Source organism: Mesorhizobium sp. P160187 (genome assembly GCF_057766425.1).
Window position 1 is genome coordinate 1209809 of record NZ_JBYMDX010000004.1, and the last position, 22716, is coordinate 1232524.

The window sequence follows — 22716 nt, forward strand, 5'->3', positions numbered from 1 at the left end:
GCTGTCCCCGTCAATTAGAAACTGTCTCTCAACCACTGACTCATGCGATGCAGTTTTCCGCCCGTCCCGGTCATCCTGAGACCGGAAATTCCTTTCGCCGGATGGCTCTCGAAGCTCGCCATCTGCGGATAGATCAGCAGCCCGACCGCCGTCGAGAAAGCCGGCCCCTTGGCAGCTTCCGGCAGGCCCGCCACGCCGAGCGGGCGTCCGATGCGCACATTGCGTCCCAGAATGCGGCGCGCCGCCTCGGGGAGACCCGCAAGCTGGCTGGCGCCGCCGGTCAGCACGACGCGTTTTCCCACGGCATTGCCGTAGCCCGACTTGTTCAGCCGGTCGCGCAACAGTTCCAGCGTCTCGTCGATGCGGGCGCGGATGACGCGCGTCATCACCGAGCGCGGGATCTGCAGCGGCATCTCGCCGTCTTCGCCGATCGGCTGGATCGAGACCAGGTCGCGATCGTCGGCACTGCCAGGCAGCGCCGAACCATGCATCACCTTCAGCCGCTCCGCGGCGTCGAGCGAGGTCGACAGGCCTTTGGCCATATCGAGCGTCACATGATTGCCGCCGATGGCAATGGCATCGGCGTGGACGAATTTGCCTTCCGAAAACACCGAGATGGTCGTCGTGCCGCCGCCCATGTCGATGCAGGCCGCACCCATTTCCAGTTCGTCGTCGACCAGGGCCGCAAGCCCGCTGGCATAGGGCGTCGCCACCATGCGCTCGACCGAAAGATGCGAGCGGTTGATGCAGAGCTCCAGATTGCGCAGCGGCGCGGCATCGCCCGTCAGCACATGCATATCGACGCCGAGTTGGTCGCCGACCATGCCGCGCGGATCGCGCACGCCGCGCTCGGCGTCCAGCGAAAAGCCGACGGGCAGCGAATGGATCACGTCGCGTTCGGCCTTGAGCGCCTGCTTGGCGCCGGCGGCAAGCACGCGCTTGATGTCGGCTTCGTCGGCCTGATGGCCACCGAGATTGATCGTGGCCGAATAGGTTTCGCTCTTCAGCCGGCCCGCCGTCATGTTGACGATTAGCGAATCCACGGTCAGTCCCGCCATGCGTTCGGCGGCGTCGACGGACAGGCGAATGGCGTGCTCCGCGCGGTCGAGATCGACGACCACGCCCGACTTCACGCCTTGCGATTTCTGGTGGCCGATGCCGATCACCTGGATGCGGTGCGAGCGGCCGCGCAACAGCTTGCCGTCCTCGCGCGGCTTCAGTTTCGCCACCACGCAGCAAACCTTGCTCGAGCCGACATCCAGCACGGTGAGCGTGCCGGAACGCCGCGAAGAGGCATCGCTGTTGCCGCCAAGCCAGCTCATATCTTCGTCCCCGACTTGCGCTTCAAATTTTGCGGCTTTTCATTGAGCGCGGCCTGGCGCTGCGTCGCCGCTTCCGGCGTCAGCTGCACCACCAGGCGATCGGAGATGCGCATGTCGACGGCGGCGATATCGCGCGTCAGAAGGCCGTTATCGTGGTCCATCCGAACCAGGTCGGCAATCGCCTGATCCTCGCCATCCTCGGGCAGCTTGATCGTGATGCCGTTTTCCAGCTTCAGGTCCCAACGCCGTTCGCCGATGCGGATATAGCCTTTGACCCGAGCCGCGAGCTCGGGAAATTTCTTGATCTTGGCCACGAAGTCGGGCGCCTTGGCCGGTGCGCCGGTGCCGATGATCAGCGGCAGCAGCGCCTGCTTGCCGCCGGAGAACGGCGCGATCACCGCGCCGGAGCGTTCGATGACCGAAAGCTCCGCGCCCTGCTGCCAGAGCGCGAAGGGCTCGCGCTCCTCGACACGCACTTCCAGCGTATGTGGATAGACCTTGCGCACCGCCGCCACTTCGACCCAGGGCAAGGTATCAATACGTTCACGCGCGGCCTCAGCATCGAAGCCGATCAGTGACGTCCAGCCGTCGAGCTCGAGCCGGTCCAGTATGTCGATCTCCGAAGTCTGGCGGTTGCCGACCACCTTGATCTGGTCGACGGCAAAGCCGGTGCGGGCGGTGATGCTCTGGACGATGTCGTCGGCATGGCCGCCGAGAATGGCGCCATAGAGGCTGCTCGATGCAATGAGCGAAGCCGACAGGATGGCCGCGGAAAAGCGCGGCGCGACGAAGTCGCCGCCGCCCAGGCGCGCCAGCACGCGTACCGGCCGGCGCAGCACGCGCGGCAGCACGAAATGGTCAAACGACAACGACATGCCGAACAGCGCCGGCCCGGCGCCGCCCCTGCCCTTGTCCTGTCCCCATTTCAACGCAGACACGAAGCGTCCTCCACCATCCAACTCAACAATTCGCCAAACGAGTGCCCGGCCTGGGCGGCGATTTCAGGCACCAAAGACGTCGGCGTCATGCCCGGCTGAGTGTTGATCTCGAGCCAGACAATCTCGCCGTTTTCGGAGTGACGGTCGTCATAGCGGAAGTCCGATCGGGAAACGCCCCGGCAGCCGATAGCCAGATGTGCCTTGAGTGCCAGTGTCTGTATTTTTTGGTAAATATTTGATGAAATTTTAGCAGGGATTTCGTGTTTTGATCCGCCGGCGACGTATTTTGAATCATAGTCGTAGAAGGAATGGCCGGTCGGAATGATCTCGCAGACGCCGAGCGCCACGTCGCCCATGACGGCGCAGGTCAGCTCGCGCCCATGGATGTAGCGCTCGACCATGACGGTCTCGCCATATTTCCATTCGGACGAGCCGATGACCTGCGGCGGATGCGACTGGCCTTCATGCACGATGACGACGCCGAAGCTTGAGCCTTCATTGACCGGCTTGACCACGTAGGGCGGCTTCATCGGATGCTTGTTCTGGATGGCAAAGCGGCTGGCAACCTTCGATTCCGCCACCGCGATGCCGGCAGCCTTGGCGACCTTCTTGGCTTGCTCCTTATTCATGGCGAGCGCCGAGGCGAGCACGCCCGAATGGGTGTAGGGAATGGCCAGATATTCGAGGATGCCCTGGATGGTGCCGTCTTCACCGAACGGGCCGTGCAGTGCGTTGAAGACGACATCGGGCTTGAGTTCGGTGAGCACGGCGCCGACATCGCGCGCAACATCGACGCGGGTAACCTGGTAGCCTTCATTCTCAAGCGCATCCGCACACGCCTTTCCCGAAGACAGAGACACGGGCCGCTCGGACGAGAATCCGCCCAGGAGGACAGCCACATGCTTGTTCTTCATATCCCGTCATCCCTCTCACGGCGGGCCCGCAACCACGCATTCAGCGACCAGATTGAGTCCGAGTCTCCCGGCAGGTTGCCCCCCCAGACGGAAAACGCGGTCGACGCGTCGAACGACTCAAATCAGGAAACGCTTTAAGGCAGAGAATCAGAGAGTTGATTCGCTGGCAAGTGCTTATGATTCCGACAGATTCACTTTCCGCGAAAACGGCCGGAAAAAGCGTGTTGTGAGTCTTTGGAGCAACGGTGGCGCTGTTGTTTCAGACCGTTTGAAGTTCAAGCATCACATGAACTTCAGCTTGCGCTAAAGAAGCTGTCCGAGGAATTCCTGCACGGCATGGCCGGGGCGGAAATTGCCGAGCCGCTTGATTTCCCACTGCAGGCGGATGCCTGAATTTTCAAGCACGCGGGCGCGCACCGTCTCGCCGAGATATTCGAGGTCGTATCCGGTCGCTGTTCCGGTGTTGATCATGAAGTTGCAGTGCATCGGCGACATCTGCGCGCCGCCGATCATCAGCCCGCGGCAGCCGGCCTTGTCGATTTCCTTCCAGGCCGAGGTGCCTTCCGGATTCTTGAAGGTCGAGCCGCCGGTCTTCTCGCGGATCGGCTGCACCGTCTCGCGATGCGTCTGGACGGCGTCCATAGCCGCCTTGATCGCCTCCTGGTCTTCCAGAACACCTTCGAAAACGGCGGAGGTGAAGATCAGCCCGGCAGGTGCGGCCGAGTGACGATAGGCATAGCCCATGTCTTCATTGCTGAGGGTGTGGAGATTGCCCTTGCGGTCGAGCGCCTGAACCTCGACGACACGTTCCCGCGTCTCGACGCCATTGGCGCCGGCATTCATCCTCAGCGCCCCGCCGATGGCGCCGGGAATGCCGTGATAGAAATGAAAGCCGCCAATACCGGCCTCATAAGCGACGGCTGCGACGCGCTTGTCGGGCGTCGCAGCACCGGCCTTGATGACGGTCGGCGAAACCACCTCGGCCTCGCCAAAGCCCTTGGCCGAAAGCCGGATGACGAAACCTGGAATGCCGCCGTCGCGCACCAGGAGGTTGGAGCCGACACCGACGATGGTGAGCGGGATGTCCTCCGGCACGGCGCGCAGGAAGGCAGCCAGATCCTCCTCGTCGGCCGGCTGGAACAGGGCGTCCGCCAGACCGCCGGCGCGGAACCAGGTGATCTTGTCCATCTCGGCATTGGGCGTGATGCGGCCGCGCAGGCCGGCAAGCCGGTCGCCAAGTTTGTCGAGCAGGTCCTGGCCGCGCATCATGAGACGGTACCGCCGAGTTCCCCAGGCAGCGCATAGGCCCATTGGGTGATGTTGCCGGCGCCCAGGAAGATGACGAAGTCGCCCGGTTTCGCCAACGCGCGGATGACGGGCGAAATCGCGGCAGGGGTTTCGACGTAGCGCGCATCGCGATGGCCCCCGGAGCGGATGCGCGACACCAGCGCCTCCGAGGTCACGCCGTCGATCGGCTCCTCGCCCGCCGCATAGACCGGCGCCACCATCACCGTGTCGGCATCGTTGAAACAGACCGAAAATTCGTCGAACAGATCGTGCAGCCGGGTGAAGCGGTGCGGCTGCGCAATGGCGATGACGCGGCCCTTGGTGGCGCTGCGCGCCGCTTTCAACACCGCCGTGATCTCGACCGGGTGGTGGCCGTAATCGTCGAAGATGTCGACGCCGTTCCACGAGCCGGTGTGGGTGAAGCGCCGCTTGACGCCGGCAAAGGACGACAGCCCCTTCTTGATCGCTTCGGCCGACAGGCCGAGTTCATGCGCGACCGCAATTGCGGCGGTGGCGTTGGAGACGTTGTGGCGGCCGGGCATCGGCAGCCGCAGATCCGATATCGTCGTCTGGCCGCCGGTCTTGCGGTCGCGGATCACCACGTCGAATGCCGAGACGGCACCGGCCATGCGGTGGTTGGTGAAACGCACATCGGCCTGCGCGTTCTCGCCATAGGTGATGACGCGGCGGTCCTCGATGCGGCTGACCAGCGCCTGTACTTCCGGATGGTCGGTGCACATCACGCCAAAACCGTAGAACGGCACGTTCTCGACGAATTGCCGGAAGGCCTCGCGCACCTTGTCGAAACTGCCATAATGGTCCAGATGCTCGGGATCGATGTTTGTGACGACGGCGATCTCGGCCGGCAGCTTGAGGAAGGTGCCGTCGCTTTCGTCGGCTTCGACCACCATCCACTCGCCATCGCCCATACGGGCATTGGTGCCATAGGCATTGATGATGCCGCCATTGATCACCGTCGGGTCGAGCCCGCCGGCATCGAGCAGCGTCGCCACCATCGACGTGGTTGTTGTCTTGCCATGCGTGCCACCGATCGCAACCGCCTGGCGGAAGCGCATCAGTTCGGCCAGCATTTCGGCCCGGCGCACGATCGGCAGCAGTTTTTCGCGCGCGGCCTTCAGCTCGGGATTGGATTTCTTGATCGCGGTGGAGACGACAACCACTTCGGCCGCGCCGATATTCTCGGCCTTGTGGCCGACAAAGCATTCGATGCCCTTGTCGCGCAGCCGCTGGACATTGGCGCTGTCGGCTTGGTCCGAACCCTGCACCTTGTAGCCGAGATTGTGCAGAACCTCGGCGATGCCGCTCATGCCGATGCCGCCAATGCCGATGAAATGCACAAGGCCGATGGTCTGCGGCATCTTCATCAATGCGTCCCTTTCCTGAAATCCGAAACGGTTTTTCTGGACGCAATAGCCTCTGTGAGATCAGCGAGCAACCGTGCCGCGTTCGGCCGGCCAGCCGACTTCGCTCCGGCAGCCATGGCCGTCAGCCGCTCGGGAGTGTCCATCAGCCCGCCAATGAGAGCCGCGATGCGCTCCGGCGACAGTGACGATTGCGGATGCACCTCGCCGCCGCCCGCCGCGGCAAGGGCGGCTGCGTTCGCCGCCTGATCGTGATCCAGCGCATAGGGATAAGGCACCAGCAGCGCCGGCCGGCCGATGACGGCGATCTCCGAAACCGTCGAGGCGCCGGAGCGCGAGATCACCAGATGCGCCGCGCCCATGCGCTGTGCCATGTCGGTGAAGAAGGGCGAGACCTCGACATGGACGCCGAGTGCCGCATAGCCGGCCTTCACCCGCGCCACGTCGTCGGCGCGGGCCTGCTGGGTGATCACCAGCCGCTTGCGCTGCGCCTCCGGCAGAAGCGCGATCGCCGTCGGCATGGCGTCGGAAAAGAACTGCGCGCCCTGGCTGCCGCCGAACACCAGGAGCCTGAACGGATCCGCCCCTTTGGATGCGGTGTAGGGCGTCTTGGCCGCCTCCAGGATTGGCGGCCTGACCGGATTGCCTGTCGTCACCGTCTTGGCGCCTGTGGCACTTTCATCTTGCGGCAGGAATCCGCCGGCGATGGCATCGACGCGCCCGGACAGCGCCCGGTTGGCGCGGCCCATCACTGCGTTCTGCTCATGGATCAGCGTCGGCAGCTTGCGCCGCGTCGCGGCATAGAGCGGTGGCAAGGTCGGATAACCGCCAAAGCCGACGACCGCATCAGGCTTGATCCTGGCGATGACGGCGGAGGCCTGGCGCACGCCGCGCCAGATCTTCCAGAACGCGCCAAGCAGCGCGACAGGGTTTTTCGAGCCCATCGTCGCCGACTGGATCGGATGGATGGCGGCGGCCGGGAAATGGCCGGCAAAGCGCTCGGCGCGGTCGTCCGTCGCCAGATGCACGCCCCAGCCGCGCTCGATCAGCTCATGCGCCAGCGCCTCGGCCGGAAACAGATGTCCGCCTGTTCCGCCAGCAGCGAGAAGGATGACACCCCGCGCCATATCACTCCGCCGGCAGGGCGCGCTGCGACAGGGCAAAGCCCATCTGCTTGCGCTTTTCCGGTCGCTTGCGCGTCAGCGCCAGCACCATGCCCATCGAGATGGCAATGGCGATCTGCGAGGAGCCGCCATAGGAGATGAAAGGCAGCGTCATGCCCTTGGCCGGCATCAGTTGCAGGTTGACGCACATGTTGATGACCGACTGCAGGCCGAACACGGTGACGAGACCGCCGACGGCGTAGCGGGTGAAATCATCATGTTCCTTCAATGCCGTGCTCAAGCCGCGCAGCACGATGAAGGCGAAGATCGACATGATGAAGAAGCACATGATCAGCCCGAACTCTTCGCCGGCGACCGAAAACACGAAGTCGGCATGCGCGTCGGGAATGACCCGCTTGACCGTGCCCTCGCCCGGCCCGACGCCGAACCAGTGGCCGTTGATCAGCGCCTCGCGGCCCATGTCGACCTGGAACGTGTCGCCTTCGCCGGTTAGGAATTTGTCGATGCGCGCGGCGACGTGCGGGAACACCGTATAGGCGGCAAACAGGCCGCCGGCGCCGGTGGCGCCAAGCGCGATGATCCATAGCCAGGGCAGGCCGGCCATGAAGAACATGACGCCCCAGGTGCCGGTCACCAGCATGGTCTGGCCGAGATCGGGCTGCGCCACCAGAAGCGAGATGACCAGGATCAGCAGCAGCATGGCAAACAAATTGCCCGGAATGTCGGGCTGGCGCTTGTGTTCTGCGAACAGCCAGGCGCAGACGATGACGAAGGCGGGTTTCAGGAATTCCGACGGCTGGATCGACATGCCGACAAACGACACCCAGCGCCGTGCGCCCTTCACCTCGACGCCGATGTAGAGCACGGCCACCATCAGCACCAGCATGATGCCCAGGATGATCAGCGCCATGCGCCGGATCTGCCGCGATTCCAGGAAGGACACCGCCAGCATCACGCCGAGGGCCGGCACGGTGAAGATGATCTGCCTGGTGGCAAAGTGGAAACTGTCGAGGCCGATGCGTTCGGCCACCGCCGGGCTTGCCGCAAAGGACAAGACGATGCCAAGCCCCATCAGCGACAGGAACGCCGCCAGGAACCAGCGATCGATCGTCCACCACCAGGTTGCAACCGGGCTTTTGTCGAGACGGCTTTGCATTATCGTGCCCCTCCGATGGGTTTCACGCCCTCGATAGCATTCGCAGCTTGCCTGAAGGCTTCGCCGCGAACTTCGAAATTCTTGAACTGGTCGAAACTGGCGCAGGCCGGCGACAGCAGCACCACCGCCTCGCCGCTGTCATCCTTGGCCGCGTCTTTCGCGGCATGGTCGACCGCGGCGGCCAGCGTGCCCGAGATTTCATAGGGCACGGCTTCGCCGAGCGTCGCCGAGAACGCGGGTGCCGCCTCGCCGATCAGATAGGCCTTGGCGATGCGTGGGAAGAAACCGCGCAGCGGCTCGATGCCGCCTTCCTTGGGCAGTCCGCCGGCGATCCAGTAAATGCGCGAAAAACTCGACAGCGCGGGTGCCGCCGCATCGGCATTGGTCGCCTTGGAATCGTTGACAAACAGCACGTGGTCCTTGCGTCCGACCTGCTCCATGCGATGCGCGAGGCCTGGAAAGCTCTCCAGTCCCGCCTGGATCTCGCCCAGGCTCAAGCCGACCCTGAGGCAGGCGGCAACAGCGGCAAGTGCATTCTGCGCATTGTGCTGGCCGCGCAACGAACCGATGCCTTCGAGGAAGGCGACGCGGCTGTAGCGGCCATGCACGGCTTCCATCAGATCAGAGCCGTCGGCGAAATAACCATCGGTCAGCGGCAGCCGCTTGGAGATGCGGATCACCTCCCGGCCCGCCCTCTCCAGCCGGTCAGCGATCTGCGCGCACCAGGAATCGTCAACGCCGACGATCGCCGTCTCGCTGCCGGCAACCAGCCGCTCCTTGATCGAAGCGTAATGCTGCATGGTGCCGTGGCGGTCGAGATGGTCGGGCGTCAGGTTGAGCAGGATGCCGGCCGTCGGGTTGATCGAGGGCGCGAGATCGATCTGGTAGGACGAACACTCGACGACATAGTCCCGGTCAGCCTGCGGTGGATCGAGCGTCATGATGGCCCGGCCGATATTGCCGCCCATCTGCGTGTCGCGCCCTGCCGATTTGAGGATATGCGCGGTCAGCGCCGTGGTCGTCGACTTGCCGTTGGTGCCGGTGATAGCGATGAACGGCGCATCAGGCGCGCGCGCAATCCGCTCGCGGCAGAACAATTCGATATCGCCGATCACCTCGACGCCGGAGCCACGCGCCAACTCCACCGTCCAGTGCGGCTTGGGATGCGTCAGCGGCACGCCGGGTGAGAGCACGAAGGCCGAGAATTTCGACCAGTCGGCGCCGCGCAGGTCGGCGGTCGCAATGCCTTGGTCAGCAGCCTTGGCGACGCTATCGGGATTGTCGTCCCAGGCGAGCACGTCGGCGCCGCCCTCGATCAGCGCGCGCGCCGTGGCGATCCCCGAGCCACCGAGCCCGAAGAGCGAAACGCGTTTGCCCGAAAAGGATGCGGCGGGGATCAAGCGGGTTCCTATCTCAGCTTGAGGGTCGACAGGCCGACCAGCGCCAGGATGACGGCGATGATCCAGAAGCGGATCACCACCTGGCTTTCGGTCCAGCCGAGCTTTTCGAAATGATGATGGATAGGCGCCATCAGGAAGACGCGCTTGCCGGTCATCTTGAAGTAGCCGACCTGGATGATGACCGACAGGATTTCCACGACGAACAATCCGCCGACGATGACCAGCACGATTTCGTGCTTGGTGGCGACCGCGACCGTACCGATCAGGCCACCCATGGCCAGCGAACCGGTGTCGCCCATGAAGATCGCTGCCGGTGGCGCGTTGAACCAGAGGAAGCCGAGGCCGGCGCCGATGACGGCGCCAAGCACGACAGCCAGTTCGCCGGTGCCGGGCACGAAATGAATCTGCAGATATTCGGCGAACACCGCATTGCCGGAGAGGTAGGCAATAACGCCGAAGGATGCCGCCGCAATCATGATCGGCACGATCGCCAGCCCGTCGAGGCCATCGGTCAAATTCACCGCATTGCCGGCGCCGACAATGACGAAGCAGGAGAACGGCACGAAGAACCAGCCGAGATTGATGATGAATTCCTTGGCGAAGGGGAAAGTCAGCGACGATGAGAACGGCGCCTGGCCATTATGCATGATCGCCCAGGCGGCAATGCCGGCGATGACGAATTCCAGCGCCAGCCGCGCCTTGCCGGAAAAGCCGAGATGCGACTGCTTGGTTACCTTGAGATAGTCGTCGTAAAAGCCGATCGAGCCGAAGCCCAGCGTCACTAAGAGCACCACCCAAACATAGATGCTGGACAGGTTCGCCCATAGAAGCGACGAGCCGACGATGCCGCACAGGATCATCAGCCCGCCCATGGTCGGCGTGCCGGCCTTCTTGAAATGCGTCTGCGGGCCGTCGGCACGGATCGGCTGGCCCTTGCCTTGCCGCAGCCTCAGCGAATTGATGATGGTCGGCCCGAAGATGAAGACGATCAGCGCCGAGGTGATCAGCGCACCGCCGGTGCGGAAAGTTATGTAGCGGAAGACATTGAAGACCGAGACCTTGTCCGCAAAATCGACGAGCAATGTAAACATGCGATTCCGTCCCCCGGACTAGTTCTGTTTCGTGCCTGCGGCTTCCGCCGGATATTTGCCGAGCAAGGCCTCGACCAGCTTTGAAAAGCCGATGCCTTTCGACGATTTGATCATCACCACGTCGCCTGCCTCCAGCGTCGACAACAGCAGCGGCTTCAATTCCTCGGCGCCGGCGCGGTATTCCGTTTTGATCTCGTCGGGCAGGATGTCTGCCAGCGCCCGCATTTCCGGGCCGCCGAGAAAGACCGTGTGCGTGCCGGTCCCGACGATCAGTTCGGCCAGGGCTGCATGCAGCTTGGCCGAATGGTCGCCGAGTTCGAGCATGTCGCCGAGCACGGCGATGCGCCGGCCCTCGCCCGTGACAGGCGTCGCGTTGAGCAGTGCCATGGCGGCAGCCATCGAGGCCGGATTGGCGTTGTAGCTCTCGTCGATCAGTGTGATCGGTCCCTTGGGATGGCGAAGCACATGGCGCTTCCCACGGCCACGCTCGGCGGAGAGATCGGCCAGCGCTTCCGCCACCTTTGCGATGTCGGCTTCAACGAGATGCGCCGCGCCAAGAACGGCGAGCACATTCTGCACCATGTGGCGGCCGGGCGCGCCGATCCGGGCAACGACATCCTGCCCGCCGATCCTGGCGGTGATGTCGGAATGATCGGCATGCAGCTCGCATTTGGTCAGCTTGTAGGTCGACCGTGCATTCTCACCGAAGCCAAAGACATGTTCGACGCCGGCGGCCCGCGCCATCTTGTCGAGCAGCTTCCATCGCGCATCGTCGCGGTTGAGCAAGGCCGCACCGCCGGGCTCGATGCCTTCAAAAATCTCGGCCTTGGCCTTGGCGATCTCGTCGAGATTTCTAAAGAAGCCAAGATGCGCCGCGGCGATCATCGTGACGATGGCCACATGTGGCCGGACCATCTTGACTAACGGCCGGATCTCGCCGGGATGGTTCATGCCGATCTCGAACACCGCATAGTCGCAATCGCCGGGCATGCGCGCCAGCGTCAGCGGCACGCCCCAATGATTGTTGAAGGACTGCGCCGAAGCATGCACCGTGCCGACGGCCGACAGCACATGACGCAGCGCCTCCTTCGTGGTGGTCTTGCCGGCCGATCCTGTCACCGCGATGATCTTTGCATTGGACCGGGCGCGGGCGGCAACACCGAGTTTCTCCAGTGCTGCCAGCACATCCTGCACGACGATCATCGGCGCCGTCAGCCGCCCAAGCGACGGCAACTTGCCCTCGGCAACGATCAGCACGCCGGCGCCGGCCTTGATCGCCGCGGTCGCGAAGTCATGGCCGTCCATCGCCTCGCCCTTGATGGCGAAGAAGGCGTCGCCCGGCTGCAGGCTGCGGCTGTCGATCGAGATCCCCGAAATTCCCTCCGGCATCGGCCCGAGCGGCCGACCGCCCATGGCGTCGACCAGCGCCTCGGAAGTCCAGAGCACGCTCATGCGGCCCGCTCCCGCAGCGCCGAGCGGACTTCTTCGTGGTCGGAGAACGGAAATGTCTCGGCGCCGATGGTCTGGCCCTCTTCATGGCCCTTGCCGGCAACGATCAGCGTATCGCCCGCTTTGAGCATGGCGACCGCTTCGTGGATCGCCTTGCGGCGGTCGCCGATTTCAATGGCGCCGGGTGCGGCTGCCAGGATCGCGGCACGGATCGTTTCCGGCACTTCCGAGCGCGGATTGTCGTCGGTGACGATGACGACATCGGCCAGCCGCGTGGCGATCTCGCCCATGATCGGCCGCTTGCCCCGGTCGCGGTCGCCGCCGCAGCCGAACACGACGATGACGCGCCCGGTGGTGAATGGGCGCACGGCGGCCAGCACATTTTCCAGCGCATCCGGCTTGTGGGCATAGTCGACATAGACGGGCGCGCCATTGGCGGTGGCGCCGACCAGGTCGAGCCGTCCTGGCGCCCCCTGAAGTTTCTCCAATGCCATTAAAGCTTTGGCGACCGGCGTTCCAGTGGAAATGGCCAGTCCGGCCGAAACCAGGGCGTTGGCGATCTGGAAGTCGCCGGCGAGCGGCAGGTCGATCTCGTAGAGCACGCCGTCAGCTTCGACCTCGGCGCGCTGGCGGTGGCGCTCGTGCTCGACCCGCTTCAGGCGCAGGAAATCGCCATGGCGGCCGACAGTCAGCACATTGAGCCCCGCGGCCTGCGCAGCCTGGATGGTCGGCGCCGACCACGGATCGTCGGCAAAGATGACCGCCGGCGCGCCTTTCGGCAGCAGCGTGTCGAACAGGCGCAATTTGGCGCGATGGTAGTCCTCGACCGTCGGATGATAGTCCATATGGTCGCGGCCGAGATTGGTGAAACCGCCGGCGGCGAGCTTGACGCCATCGAGGCGGCGCTGGTCGAGACCGTGGCTGGAGGCTTCCATCGAGGCATGGGTGACGCCGGCCTCCGCCAATTCCTTGAGCAACTGGTGCAAAGCCACCGGATCGGGCGTGGTCAGCGAACCGTAGTCGTTGCGGCCCGGCGCCACCACGCCGGTGGTGCCAATGGACGCGGCGGCAAAGCCGGCCTGCTCCCAGATCTGCCTGGTGAAGGCGGCGACCGAGGTCTTGCCTGCGGTGCCGGTAACCGCGACCATGGTCTCCGGCTGGCTGCCGAAGAAACGTGCCGCGCTCAGCGCCAGCGCCAGGCGTGCGTCGTCGACACTGAGCACCGGGACGGACAGACCGGAAACGGCGCTGGCCTTGCCCACGACAACCGCCGCTGCGCCGCGCTTTGCCGCATCGGCGGCATAGGCCGAACCATCCGCCTTGCTGCCGGCGAGCGCGAAAAAGACCACGCCGGTCTTGACCGTGCGGGAATCCGACGAAATCCCGGTTACCTCCACATCGCGGGAAGATGTTCCCTCGACAGGCAGGATACCGGCTAAATCTCTCAGGTGCATCGAACCCCGTTTATCTCAACAAAATAGCGCGCAGTTGCCGGCGCGCCCTAAGAATCACTGATAGGAAACCAGCGTTGCGCCATTTTCATGGCTGAAATCTGGCTTCACGCCAAGCATGGCGGCTGCCCGCCTGATGATGTTTCCGGCCATGACACCCGCATTGTTGGCGGCGACGTCGGTCATCCCGGGCTTTTCCGGGTGCGGAGCGTCAGCGATCGTAAACACCAGATATTGCGGATCGTCCATCGGGAAGGCAGCGACGAAGGTGTTGAAATTCAGTTCCTTCGAGTAGCGGCCATTGATGACCTTCTCGGCGGTTCCGGTCTTGCCGCCAACGCGGTAGCCGGGGGCCCTGGCGTTTCTGGCCGAGCCTTTCTCAGCATTGAGCGTGTAGAGGTAGCGCATGCCCTCCACAGTCTTTTCGCTGACCACTCTCTTGGCCACCGACATGGCATCCTGCTCGCTGCGGACCAGGAAAGTCGGCGGGATCAAATAGCCCTGCATCAGCGCCGCGCAGCCGACGGCGGCCTGCAGCGGCGTCGTCGACACGCCATGGCCGAAGGCGATGGTGAAGGAGTTGACCTGTTTCCAGACCTTCGGTTCGGTCGGGCGCGCGACCTCAGGCAGTTCGGTCTGCATCCTGTCCAGAAGGCCAAGGCGATGCAGGAATTCGCGGTGCCCCTCGATGCCGACCATTTCGGCCTCACGCGCCGATCCGATGTTGGAGGAGTAAAGGAACACCTCCGGCAATGACAGCACGCGGTTCTTGCCGTGGAAATCGTGAATGGCCTGATGGCCGACCCGGATCGGATGCGAGGCGTCGAAACGGCTGTTCATGTTCGCCTTGCCGGAATCGAGCGCCATGGCCGAGGTAAAGCTCTTGAAGGTCGAGCCCATCTCGTAGAGGCCGGCCGACATGCGGTTCAGGCGGTCCTTGTCCTGCGCATTGAAGGGATTGTTCGGATCGAAATCCGGCACCGAGGCCATCGCCACCACTTCGCCGGTCTTGATGTTGAGCACGACGGCGCCGGCGCCCATGGCGCGATAGCGCTCGAGGCCGGCGGCAATCTCGTCGCGCACCACATGCTGGACGCGCAGGTCGATCGACAGCTGAACCGGCTTCAGATCCTTGGCGATCGCCAAGCCTGAGGCCTGCAGGTCGCTCAGGCCCTGCTCGTCAATGTACTTCTCCATGCCGGAGATGCCCTGATTGTCGATGTTGGTGAGGCCGACAATGTAGGACGAGGTCACGCCGGCAGGATAGAAGCGGCGCTTTTCGGTGCGAAAGCCGATTCCGGGAATGCCGAGCTGCATGATGTCGGCCTGCTGCTTGGGCGTCAGCTGCCGCTGCAGCCAGACGAAGCCGGCGCCGCTCTTCAGCTTGTGATAGGTCTGCTCGGGGTCGATATCTGGCAGAATGGTCGACAGCTTTTCGATCGCCTCGTCGGCATCGACGATGCGGCGCGGCTCGGCAAACAGCGATGCCGTCTTGATGTCGGTCGCCAGCACCTCGCCGTTGCGGTCGACGATGTCGGGACGCGACGCCGTCACCCGGCTTTGCGGCCCATTCGACATGTCGGGGGACTGGAAACCGAGATAGACCAGCCGCCCGGCGATGGTCGAATAGATGCCGAAGAACACCGCCATCGTCATCACGATGCGGGTCTTGGCCTTGCCGCCGGTCGCCTTGCGAGCGCCTTCGACCACGATGGAGCCGTCCTCGCCGGTCCGTGCGCGGCGCTTCAGCAATTTGCCGACCGACGGAAGTTTGGCGCGCATTGGAAATCCAGCGATCATTGGACGATGGCTCCGGTGACCACGGGATCCTTGTCGGCTGGTCCTTTGCCGGAATTGTCGGCCATGCCGCCAAGCCGTTGCGACGACAGGTCCTCGATGTTGAGCGGTTTTGCCGGCAGGTCGTCGAGCCCGACGATCTGCCGCGCATTGACCGGCTCGAGTGCGAGCTGCGATTTGTAGATTTCAGCCAGCTTCTGCAGGCGCGACGGCTGGGTCAGCAGGCTCCAGTCGGCCTTGAGCAGGTCGATCGTGTCCTCCTCATAGCGGATCTGCGCCTCGATCTTCTGCACCGAAGCCAGCTGTTCCTCGGCCTCGCGCTTGGCCTTGTAGGTCAGGGCCGCGGCCGAGACCATGACGGCGATCAGGACTATGTCGCTGGTTCGAAACACGTATTCACCTCTCTCGCGGCGCCTGGATGCCGGGAAGCTTTGGAAGGCCGAAAATGGTGAGATCACCGGCGCGCGCCGGCGCCTCGGTGCGGATGGCGGTACGCAGCCTGGCCGAGCGCGCCCGCGGATTGGCAGCGACCTCGGCATCGCCTGCCGTCACGCCGCCACCAGCCTTGCGGAAGGTCGCAGTGCGCGCGTGCGCCTCGGGCAAATGACGTGAGCCGGTGGCGACGTCGGCGCGGTCGGCGATGAAGCGCTTGACGATGCGGTCTTCCAGCGAATGGAACGTCACCACCGCAAGCCGCCCGCCGGGCTTCAATACCCGCTCGGATGCCATTAGGGCTTTGGCCAATTCGCCCAGCTCGTCATTGACGAAAATGCGCAGCGCCTGGAAGACGCGGGTGGCCGGATGAATCTTGTCCTTCGGCGCGCGGCCGATATGCGTTTCGATGGCGTCGGCGAGATCGAGCGTGCGCTCGAACGGACGTTTTTCGCGGCGTGACTCGATCATGCGGGCAATGCGGCCGGCATTCCGCTCTTCGCCGAGGAAGCCGAAGATGCGGGCAAGGTCGCCTATCTTGAACGAATTGACGACGTCGGCAGCACTCAAGCCCGCCTGCGCCATGCGCATGTCGAGCGGCCCGTCGGTGCGGAACGAAAAGCCGCGCTCGGGCTGGTCGACCTGCATGGAGGAAATGCCGATGTCGAGGACAACGCCGTCGGCGCTTTCGACCTGCTCGTCCAGCGTCGAAAATGGCGCCTGCACCAGCCTTAGCCTGCCGCCGGATTGCTGTTCCAGGCCGCGCCCGGCGGCAATCGCATCGGGATCGCGATCGATCGCCACCACCGAGGCGCCGCTCGCCAGGATCGCCTTGGTGTAGCCGCCGGCGCCAAACGTGCCGTCGACGATCACATCGCCGGCTTTGGGTGAGAGCGCCTCCAGCACTTCGGCGAGGAGGACCGGAATGTGGCGGACCGGTCCGCCAACGGCGCTGAGATCATCGCCGTGATCCGCCATCATTCCGGCCGCTCCCCAGCCTTGGCCTCGTGAGCCTTCGTCCCCTGCCGAAGCTGCAAAAGCCGAGCGCGCGCCTGCGCCCCATAGGCGGCCAGCCGTCCAGGCTCCCAAACTTGAAAGAAATTGCCACGGCCGACAAAGGCCACTTCGCTCGTGATGCCCGTATGCTCGCGGATGAAATCGCTCATCGTGATGCGGCCATCCTGATCGAGCTTCAGGAACGTCCCGTCGCCATGGCAGAAGAACGACATATCGTCCGCCGTCTGCAAAAAAGGGTCTTCCAGCGCGATGCGCTGCTCGTAGCGGTCGAGCAGATCGAGCCCGCCGACATCCATCGCAGGCACGTCCAGGCCGCGCAGCGCATAGAGTTCGGAATAGCCGCGCTTCTGCACGACCGCGCGGAAATGCGCCGGAACGGAGACCCGCCCCTTCGCATCGATCCTGTTCACCGCGCTTGACAGAAACCGGTCCATGACACGCTGCAGCCGCTTCCGCCGCCGCACCCCTCTCCATGTTTTCGTCCGCGCCGAAGCGCGTCCCCTGCCGAAAATCCGCTTCGATCCCAGCGGCAAAACCCCGCAAACGCACAGCCGCCGCGGCTGCCCGATTGGCGTACGCTTTACCCTGACGCGGAACGAAGGCTTTGGTATCGAAATGGGATATCATGGGGCACTATGGGCGTCAACGGGAACAGGCTTCACAAACGCGCGCGCCACAACCGGTGAGAGCAGCTCTGACAACACTCCCGTCTTTATCTCCCATTAAGCCTAACGAACCGTTTAGAGCGGGCTGGCCCAAGCGGAAGCGGCTTGCCGCGCATCACTGCCGCGAATAGCGTCGTCAGTCTTTTCGCTGAGCAACAAGGTCAGAAATCCATGTCCGAAACAGCCAGGTCTCGCGCGGCCTCCCTTGCCCATCTGCGTCGCGACGGACTTGTCAAAGGCGACCCCATCCCATTGCCGCTGACCATGGCCGCTATTTTCCACAACCCGGGCGACGGCGCCGGCTACAGTCAGTACGGCCGTTACAGCAACGCCACCTGGGATGCGGTCGAGCACATGCTGGCGCATCTGGAAGACGCGCCATGCGTCGGCTTCCCATCCGGAATGGCGGCAATCTCGGCGGTGTTTTTCGGCCTGTTGAAATCCGGCGATCGCGTGCTTTTGCCTTCGGACGGCTACCATGCCACACGCGCGCTGGCCGACCGTTTCCTCAAGCCCTTCGGCGTCGCCTATGATCTGCGGCCGACATCGACCTTTCTCGATGGCGGCTCTGATGGCTACCGCCTTGTCTACGTTGAAACCCCGTCGAATCCGCGATTGGACATTTGCGACATCACAGCCGTCACCGAGGCCGCGCACCAAGCGGGCGCGATCGTCGTCGTCGACAACACCACGATGACGCCGTTCGGCCAGCGTCCGCTCGATCTCGGCGCCGACATTGTCGTTGCTGCCGACACCAAGGCGGCCAACGGGCATTCCGACGTACTGTTCGGCCATGTCGCCAGCCGCAATCCAGATATTATCGCGGCCGTCACCGGCTGGCGCGAGACCGCGGGCGGCATTCCCGGCCCGTTCGAGGCTTGGCTGGTGCATCGCGGCCTGGAGACGCTGGAGGTACGCTTCGACCGCATGTGTTCTTCTGCCGAGGTGATCGCGAAGCGCCTGAAAAACCATCGCGCCGTTAGCGGCTTGCGCTACCCCGGGCTGGAGGGCGACCCGTCGCACAACCTCGCCCGGGCGCAGATGGAGCGCTTCGGCTTCCTCATGTCCTTCGAACTCCTCTCCCAGGAAAAGGCCGAGGATTTCATCAACAACTGCACGCTGATGCAGGCGGCAACGTCGTTCGGGGGTGTCCACACCTCCGCCGAGCGGCGGGCCAAGCGAGGAGATTCGGTTCCGCCCGGCTTCGTGCGCCTGTCGGTGGGCTGCGAGCCGGTGGAAGAACTCTGGCAGGCGATCGAGGCATCGCTGGACAAGATCGGCATCTGAGCTGGCGGTTAGGTCACCAAGTCGTCGGCGCCAATATCGCGCCTGCCGTGCAAAACGCGGACGATCTCGATCGCGTCTTCGCCCATGCGATACAGAGTGACATATTCGCCGACGATCAGATGACGAATGCCGGGCGCGATATCATCGCGCGGCGCACCTGAGAACGGGTGCAAGGTGAGCAGTGTCCAGCGCCTCTCCAAAGCGTCCACAAGGCGCATGGCTCCCTTTGGGCTATGTTCCGCAATGTAGTCACCGATGCCTTCGACATCTGATATCGCCTGAGGAAGCAGCCGATATTTCACTCTTCCGAGCCTGCAGCTTCCGACATCCTGTGATATTTGGCTCGCAGCCGGTCCATGAAGGGCTGGCCGTCCACCGCCGGTCCGCTGTCGATCCCCTCCTGAACCAGCCTGCGCAGTTCCTCGACCGTATAGCCGAGCAGATCGCGGCGGTCTTTCCATTGCCGCAGCGCATCACGGATGACTTCGCTGGCCGAGGCATATTCGCCGGCGGCCACGACATCGTCGACCGCCGCCGCCAGTTCCGGCGAAAGCGTGATGCTGCGTTTGTCCACATGACCCATGGCGTGCTCCTGATCAAACCACGACGATCATGGTACGATTAAATCGTACCAGCTTCAAGAATGCGTTTGTCTCGACCCACCCGGTGCAGTTGATTCAATCGCTCAAGCACCTGAATCGTCAGCTGCGCCCGAAGGCGCAGACTGCTGATCCCAAAGGATTAATCGCGATATGGGGAGAAATTGCCAGCTGGCCTGTAAGCCGGGTTTTGTATGGCCCTCGCCCCTTTCGGGGCGAGAACGTGGCGGCCATTCATCTTGGGCGCATGTTGCCATGCGCCTCACGCAACCTACCCGGACGGTGAGCCGGAAACAGCCCTCGAAGGTTTCCCCTCGCACCGTCCCTATTCGGTCTTGCTCCCGGTGGGGTTTACCGTGCCGCTCCTGTTGCCAGTCGCGCGGTGGGCTCTTACCCCACCCTTTCACCCTTGCCCCGATAAATCGGGGCGGTTTGCTTTCTGTGGCACTTTCCCTGGGGTCGCCCCCGCCGGCCATTAACCGGCACCGTGTCTCCATGGAGCCCGGACTTTCCTCACCCGCAGCCTTTCGGCTTTGCGGGTGCGGCCGCCCGGCCAGCTGGCACAGCGTATAAAGGGGTTCACGTTCCAAAACGCAAATGAAAAAGCAGACTTTATGCCGGCGATCCCAATGCCGCCAACTGCACCTTGACCTTGCCGCAATAGGCCGCCGACACCGGGTTCATCCGCGTCGCGGCATGGCCGGCATTGTATTTCAGGATCGTGCCGCAGGTGGTGCCGCCGCCGAGATTGCGCGCCATGGCAAGGTACTTCATGCCGTATTTGATGTTGGTGTCGGGATCGAACAGACCCTTGGCGGAGCCGCTATACCCCATCATCCGCGCCGTTGCCGGCTTGATCTGCATCAGGCCGATTTCACCCGCGCTGCCGACGATGTTCGGCCGGTAGTTGCTCTCGATCTTGATGACCGCCTGGGCCAGCGACACCGGCACGCCTTCGGCCGCGGCATAGCGGGCAATGATTGCCGAATACTGGCCGCCAAGCGCGGCTGCCGCAGTCGACTCCGCAGCGGTGCTTGGGCGGATCGATGCGGTCGTCGTCAGGTCGACGCTCTTCCTGTTGCGCTTAAAGTGCCTCTTGGCCGTGGCTTTTCTGGCCTTCACCACGGCTGCTTTGCGCACATTCGCGGTGGTTGCCCTTTTTGCTTTCGGGTTTGCCTTCGTCATGGTGGCTTTGGCGGGTGCGGCGATGAAGCCCTGGTCTGCCCTCTGGCTCAGTGGTGCGGCATCGGCCGTGCTGAAGGTAAAAGTCATTACGCCGGCAGCAATAGCTGCCGTTACAACGGTCAATTTCTGCATGTGGTCCCGTTCTGTTTGGCCGCGCGAAGATCTTCACGCAGCAACGCCTAATCAATATCGGAGCATCCGGGGGGCTGGAGGTCCGATAACTTGCACGAACTGCCTTTGAGGGCGGAATTTGTGTCGAACAAGGCGAGGCAATTCACTTTCAGTGACAGGCTGTAACTTGAATATCAGGAAACGATTATTTAGACGCAACTGACCTAAGGGAAGTCAGCAGGCTTTGCAGCGTGCTAGACGTAGAGCCGTCGGCGACACCATCCACCAGGCGCGGTCGGAAATGCCGTTGAAAAGCTTCGACGACGATTTCGGTCTGGCGGTCGAAGACACCTGATATCTCGACGCCATAGCCATAGAGCGCCAGCATCGACTGCAGTGTCTCGACCTCGGCGCCGGTATCGCCGGCTTTCAGCACCGCGCCGCGCCGGACCGGCGCCGCAGGCACGAGATGGCCGACCCCGGCCGCAAACAGCGCCTTCCAGGGGAATTTCTCGCCCGGGTCGATCTTGCGCCCCGGCGCGATGTCGGAATGGGCAAGCACCCTTTGCGCCGAAATGCAATGGCGTTCGATGATACCAAGGCAAAGCCCGATCACCGCTTCCACCTGCCGCTTGGGAAAGGCCGAATAGCCGAGCGAATGGCCGGGATTGACGATTTCGATGCCGACCGAACAGGAGTTGATGTCGGTACGCCCGAACCAGGAACTTGCACCGGCATGCCAGGCGCGGTCGCTTTCGCGCACCATCTGGATAATGCGACCGTCCTCATGGACGAGGTAGTGCGACGAGACTTCGCTTGCGGGGTCGCACAACCAGGCTTCCGCGGCAGCACCAGTCGCCATGCCGGTATAGTGCAGCACGATCATGTCGGGCCTGAGGGTTTCGCGCCGCGGGCCGAAATTCGGCGATACCCTGACCTCCGCGCTTGGCTCGTCGGGCGGGAAGCCGCTCATGCGTGCCTGAGGCCCCGCTCGATCATTTCATAGGCCGCGTTGATCGCCGCGACCCTGGTCGTTGCAATCTTGATGAATTCCTGCGGCAGGCCGCGCGCGATCAGCCGGTCCGGATGATTGTCGGAGACCAGCTTGCGGTATCGCTTCCTGACCTCCTCGAACGGCTTGCCGCGCTCAATGCCGAGCACGATATAGGGATCGCCGGCGCCGAGATTGACGTGCCTGGCCAGGATGGCCTCGTAGTGCACCTCGTCGATGCGGAAAATCTCGGCAATACGGTGCAGGAAAATCCCTTCGCGCTCATGCACCAGCCCGTCCGCCTTGGCGATATGGAACAGACCGTCGAGTATGTCTTCCAGCATGACGCAGTTCGAATGGCCCGAGCCGCACATCTGCGCCATACTCTCGGCATAGGTCTCGAACCCGGCGACGTCGCGCTTGGCCAGATCGTAAAGCCGCGCCACATTGCGGGTCTGTTCTCGCGGCACCTCGAATATTTCCTGGAACGCGCGAACCTCGTCCTGGGTGACGATGCCATCGGCCTTGGCCATCTTGGCTGACAGCGCAATCATCGCCACAGAGAAGGCGACGCGCCGGCGCAGATCGGCGTCACCGGAGAAAACCGTGCGCACGGCCTCGACCACATCGGCTACGCCGGACGTGGCTGAAGATGAAACGCGGTTGATGAAGTCGCCGAGGCGATCCCAAATCGACATGAGCGCTTATTAGGGCCGCCGGCCATCGCTATCAAGCCAAGACAGCGCCGCAGAGTGGATCGAATTCACGCAAGCAACCGACGCGCCAGATCCCAAACCGTAGGAAAGAGCCGGTTCAAGACCCTTGAGCCCCGAATCGACCTAAACGCAGGAAGGCCGGCGCGAAGCCGGCCTCCTCTCTCGTCACGTCAAAGTGACCGAGACTGCTGCTACTGCGCGGGGGCAGGAGCAGGTGTTGCCGGAGCCGGTTCTGCAGGCTTCGGTGCATCCGGCGTCGCCGGCTTCATGGGCTCGGCGGCTGGCGGATTGGTGCTCTGGGTGGTGGTGTTATCCGTACCGCTGTCGCTGCAGGCGGCAACGCCGAACAGGGCCAGGGCGGAAACGGAAGCAAGAATGAGCTTTTTCATGACATCTCTCCTT

General features: G+C 63.5%; 22 protein-coding genes and 1 other RNA gene. 1 reads left to right on the forward strand and 22 read right to left on the reverse strand.

Going from position 1 to position 22716, the window contains the following annotated elements; genetic code table 11:
* Positions 1 to 14: 14 nt before the first annotated feature.
* From ftsA to mraZ, 15 genes are all read right to left on the reverse strand, one after another.
* A complete protein-coding gene (ftsA, locus tag AC3CCE_RS22915; RefSeq protein WP_023688034.1) occupies positions 15 to 1322 on the reverse strand; it encodes a cell division protein FtsA in 1308 nt (435 codons plus the stop codon).
* Entirely contained in the window at positions 1319 to 2260 is a 942-nt protein-coding gene (locus AC3CCE_RS22920) for a cell division protein FtsQ/DivIB (protein ID WP_352626747.1), read from the reverse strand. Before AC3CCE_RS22920 ends, ftsA begins: the two co-directional genes overlap by 4 nt.
* Positions 2248 to 3174 carry a D-alanine--D-alanine ligase gene (locus AC3CCE_RS22925; RefSeq protein WP_023668279.1) on the reverse strand — a complete coding sequence of 309 codons (927 nt, stop codon included), beginning with the start codon at positions 3172 to 3174 and terminating at the stop codon, positions 2248 to 2250. The genes AC3CCE_RS22920 and AC3CCE_RS22925 overlap by 13 nt, the downstream gene beginning before the upstream one ends.
* A 303-nt stretch (positions 3175 to 3477) precedes the next feature.
* Positions 3478 to 4443 carry a UDP-N-acetylmuramate dehydrogenase gene (gene murB, locus AC3CCE_RS22930; RefSeq protein ID WP_352626748.1) on the reverse strand — a complete coding sequence of 322 codons (966 nt, stop codon included), beginning with the start codon at positions 4441 to 4443 and terminating at the stop codon, positions 3478 to 3480.
* The gene (gene murC, locus AC3CCE_RS22935; protein WP_023668277.1) at positions 4440 to 5846 is read right to left on the reverse strand and encodes a UDP-N-acetylmuramate--L-alanine ligase; all 1407 of its coding nucleotides are present in this window, start codon (positions 5844 to 5846) and stop codon (positions 4440 to 4442) included. The genes murB and murC overlap by 4 nt, the downstream gene beginning before the upstream one ends.
* Positions 5846 to 6970, reverse strand: a complete 1125-nt coding sequence (murG, locus tag AC3CCE_RS22940) for an undecaprenyldiphospho-muramoylpentapeptide beta-N-acetylglucosaminyltransferase (RefSeq protein WP_023668276.1) — start codon at positions 6968 to 6970, stop codon at positions 5846 to 5848. The genes murC and murG overlap by 1 nt, the downstream gene beginning before the upstream one ends.
* A gap of 1 nt (position 6971) precedes the next feature.
* Positions 6972 to 8123: a putative lipid II flippase FtsW gene (gene ftsW / locus AC3CCE_RS22945; protein ID WP_023668275.1), complete on the reverse strand. Its 1152-nt coding sequence runs from the start codon at positions 8121 to 8123 to the stop codon at positions 6972 to 6974.
* A complete protein-coding gene (murD, locus tag AC3CCE_RS22950; RefSeq protein WP_023733073.1) occupies positions 8123 to 9523 on the reverse strand; it encodes a UDP-N-acetylmuramoyl-L-alanine--D-glutamate ligase in 1401 nt (466 codons plus the stop codon). The genes ftsW and murD overlap by 1 nt, the downstream gene beginning before the upstream one ends.
* 8 nt (positions 9524 to 9531) lie before the next feature.
* The gene (mraY, locus tag AC3CCE_RS22955) at positions 9532 to 10614 is read right to left on the reverse strand and encodes a phospho-N-acetylmuramoyl-pentapeptide-transferase (protein ID WP_023668273.1); all 1083 of its coding nucleotides are present in this window, start codon (positions 10612 to 10614) and stop codon (positions 9532 to 9534) included.
* 18 nt (positions 10615 to 10632) lie between these two features.
* Entirely contained in the window at positions 10633 to 12066 is a 1434-nt protein-coding gene (locus tag AC3CCE_RS22960) for a UDP-N-acetylmuramoylalanyl-D-glutamyl-2,6-diaminopimelate--D-alanyl-D-alanine ligase (RefSeq protein ID WP_352513478.1), read from the reverse strand.
* Positions 12063 to 13517, reverse strand: coding sequence for a UDP-N-acetylmuramoyl-L-alanyl-D-glutamate--2,6-diaminopimelate ligase (locus AC3CCE_RS22965; RefSeq protein WP_352513477.1), 1455 nt, complete (start codon positions 13515 to 13517; stop codon positions 12063 to 12065). The genes AC3CCE_RS22960 and AC3CCE_RS22965 overlap by 4 nt, the downstream gene beginning before the upstream one ends.
* Before the next feature lie 54 nt (positions 13518 to 13571).
* On the reverse strand, positions 13572 to 15296 hold the full coding sequence (locus AC3CCE_RS22970) for a peptidoglycan D,D-transpeptidase FtsI family protein (RefSeq protein ID WP_023741698.1): 1725 nt from the start codon (positions 15294 to 15296) through the stop codon (positions 13572 to 13574).
* A 14-nt stretch (positions 15297 to 15310) separates the two neighbouring features.
* Positions 15311 to 15703 (reverse strand): cell division protein FtsL, encoded by a 393-nt coding sequence (ftsL, locus tag AC3CCE_RS22975; protein WP_023682142.1) that lies wholly within the window; start codon positions 15701 to 15703, stop codon positions 15311 to 15313.
* Between the two features lie 4 nt (positions 15704 to 15707).
* Positions 15708 to 16724, reverse strand: coding sequence for a 16S rRNA (cytosine(1402)-N(4))-methyltransferase RsmH (gene rsmH, locus AC3CCE_RS22980; RefSeq protein ID WP_023714771.1), 1017 nt, complete (start codon positions 16722 to 16724; stop codon positions 15708 to 15710).
* Positions 16721 to 17194: a division/cell wall cluster transcriptional repressor MraZ gene (gene mraZ / locus AC3CCE_RS22985; RefSeq protein ID WP_023682144.1), complete on the reverse strand. Its 474-nt coding sequence runs from the start codon at positions 17192 to 17194 to the stop codon at positions 16721 to 16723. The genes rsmH and mraZ overlap by 4 nt, the downstream gene beginning before the upstream one ends.
* A gap of 402 nt (positions 17195 to 17596) precedes the next feature.
* Between mraZ and AC3CCE_RS22990 the strand changes: the two genes are divergently transcribed.
* Positions 17597 to 18712 (forward strand): cystathionine gamma-lyase, encoded by a 1116-nt coding sequence (locus AC3CCE_RS22990; protein ID WP_352626752.1) that lies wholly within the window; start codon positions 17597 to 17599, stop codon positions 18710 to 18712.
* Positions 18713 to 18720: 8 nt separating this feature from the next.
* Here AC3CCE_RS22990 and AC3CCE_RS22995 read toward each other — a convergent pair whose 3' ends face one another.
* The 7 genes from AC3CCE_RS22995 to AC3CCE_RS23025 all read right to left on the reverse strand — a co-directional run bounded on the left by AC3CCE_RS22995 (position 18721) and on the right by AC3CCE_RS23025 (position 22703).
* A complete protein-coding gene (locus AC3CCE_RS22995; protein ID WP_023668265.1) occupies positions 18721 to 19014 on the reverse strand; it encodes a type II toxin-antitoxin system RelE/ParE family toxin in 294 nt (97 codons plus the stop codon).
* A complete protein-coding gene (locus AC3CCE_RS23000; RefSeq protein WP_023668264.1) occupies positions 19011 to 19295 on the reverse strand; it encodes a type II toxin-antitoxin system ParD family antitoxin in 285 nt (94 codons plus the stop codon). The genes AC3CCE_RS22995 and AC3CCE_RS23000 overlap by 4 nt, the downstream gene beginning before the upstream one ends.
* Before the next feature lie 179 nt (positions 19296 to 19474).
* An RNA gene (gene rnpB / locus AC3CCE_RS23005) (RNase P RNA component class A) lies at positions 19475 to 19872 on the reverse strand.
* Positions 19873 to 19923: 51 nt separating this feature from the next.
* Positions 19924 to 20628 (reverse strand): lytic transglycosylase domain-containing protein, encoded by a 705-nt coding sequence (locus tag AC3CCE_RS23010; RefSeq protein WP_023744596.1) that lies wholly within the window; start codon positions 20626 to 20628, stop codon positions 19924 to 19926.
* 184 nt (positions 20629 to 20812) lie between these two features.
* Entirely contained in the window at positions 20813 to 21580 is a 768-nt protein-coding gene (locus AC3CCE_RS23015) for an N-acetylmuramoyl-L-alanine amidase (RefSeq protein WP_023753535.1), read from the reverse strand.
* Positions 21577 to 22296, reverse strand: coding sequence for a J domain-containing protein (locus tag AC3CCE_RS23020; protein WP_023744594.1), 720 nt, complete (start codon positions 22294 to 22296; stop codon positions 21577 to 21579). Before AC3CCE_RS23020 ends, AC3CCE_RS23015 begins: the two co-directional genes overlap by 4 nt.
* A gap of 209 nt (positions 22297 to 22505) precedes the next feature.
* A complete protein-coding gene (locus AC3CCE_RS23025; protein ID WP_023668260.1) occupies positions 22506 to 22703 on the reverse strand; it encodes a hypothetical protein in 198 nt (65 codons plus the stop codon).
* Positions 22704 to 22716 lie beyond the last annotated feature (13 nt).

Bases quoted from the DNA above. Each gene is read 5' to 3' on its own strand.
- mraY (WP_023668273.1), bottom strand. From the start codon at position 10,614: ATGTTTACATTGCTCGTCGATTTTGCGGACAAGGTCTCGGTCTTCAAT.
- murB (WP_352626748.1), bottom strand. From the start codon at position 4,443: ATGATGCGCGGCCAGGACCTGCTCGACAAACTTGGCGACCGGCTTGCC.
- AC3CCE_RS22960 (WP_352513478.1), bottom strand. From the start codon at position 12,066: ATGAGCGTGCTCTGGACTTCCGAGGCGCTGGTCGACGCCATGGGCGGT.
- murG (WP_023668276.1), bottom strand. From the start codon at position 6,970: ATGGCGCGGGGTGTCATCCTTCTCGCTGCTGGCGGAACAGGCGGACAT.
- AC3CCE_RS23015 (WP_023753535.1), bottom strand. From the start codon at position 21,580: ATGAGCGGCTTCCCGCCCGACGAGCCAAGCGCGGAGGTCAGGGTATCG.
- ftsA (WP_023688034.1), bottom strand. From the start codon at position 1,322: ATGAGCTGGCTTGGCGGCAACAGCGATGCCTCTTCGCGGCGTTCCGGC.
- AC3CCE_RS23025 (WP_023668260.1), bottom strand. From the start codon at position 22,703: ATGAAAAAGCTCATTCTTGCTTCCGTTTCCGCCCTGGCCCTGTTCGGC.
- AC3CCE_RS22970 (WP_023741698.1), bottom strand. From the start codon at position 15,296: ATGCGCGCCAAACTTCCGTCGGTCGGCAAATTGCTGAAGCGCCGCGCA.
- AC3CCE_RS23010 (WP_023744596.1), bottom strand. From the start codon at position 20,628: ATGCAGAAATTGACCGTTGTAACGGCAGCTATTGCTGCCGGCGTAATG.
- AC3CCE_RS22965 (WP_352513477.1), bottom strand. From the start codon at position 13,517: ATGCACCTGAGAGATTTAGCCGGTATCCTGCCTGTCGAGGGAACATCT.
- AC3CCE_RS23020 (WP_023744594.1), bottom strand. From the start codon at position 22,296: ATGTCGATTTGGGATCGCCTCGGCGACTTCATCAACCGCGTTTCATCT.
- AC3CCE_RS22990 (WP_352626752.1), top strand. From the start codon at position 17,597: ATGTCCGAAACAGCCAGGTCTCGCGCGGCCTCCCTTGCCCATCTGCGT.
- mraZ (WP_023682144.1), bottom strand. From the start codon at position 17,194: ATGGACCGGTTTCTGTCAAGCGCGGTGAACAGGATCGATGCGAAGGGG.
- AC3CCE_RS22925 (WP_023668279.1), bottom strand. From the start codon at position 3,174: ATGAAGAACAAGCATGTGGCTGTCCTCCTGGGCGGATTCTCGTCCGAG.
- murC (WP_023668277.1), bottom strand. From the start codon at position 5,846: ATGAAGATGCCGCAGACCATCGGCCTTGTGCATTTCATCGGCATTGGC.
- AC3CCE_RS23000 (WP_023668264.1), bottom strand. From the start codon at position 19,295: ATGGGTCATGTGGACAAACGCAGCATCACGCTTTCGCCGGAACTGGCG.
- ftsW (WP_023668275.1), bottom strand. From the start codon at position 8,123: ATGCAAAGCCGTCTCGACAAAAGCCCGGTTGCAACCTGGTGGTGGACG.
- rsmH (WP_023714771.1), bottom strand. From the start codon at position 16,724: ATGATGGCGGATCACGGCGATGATCTCAGCGCCGTTGGCGGACCGGTC.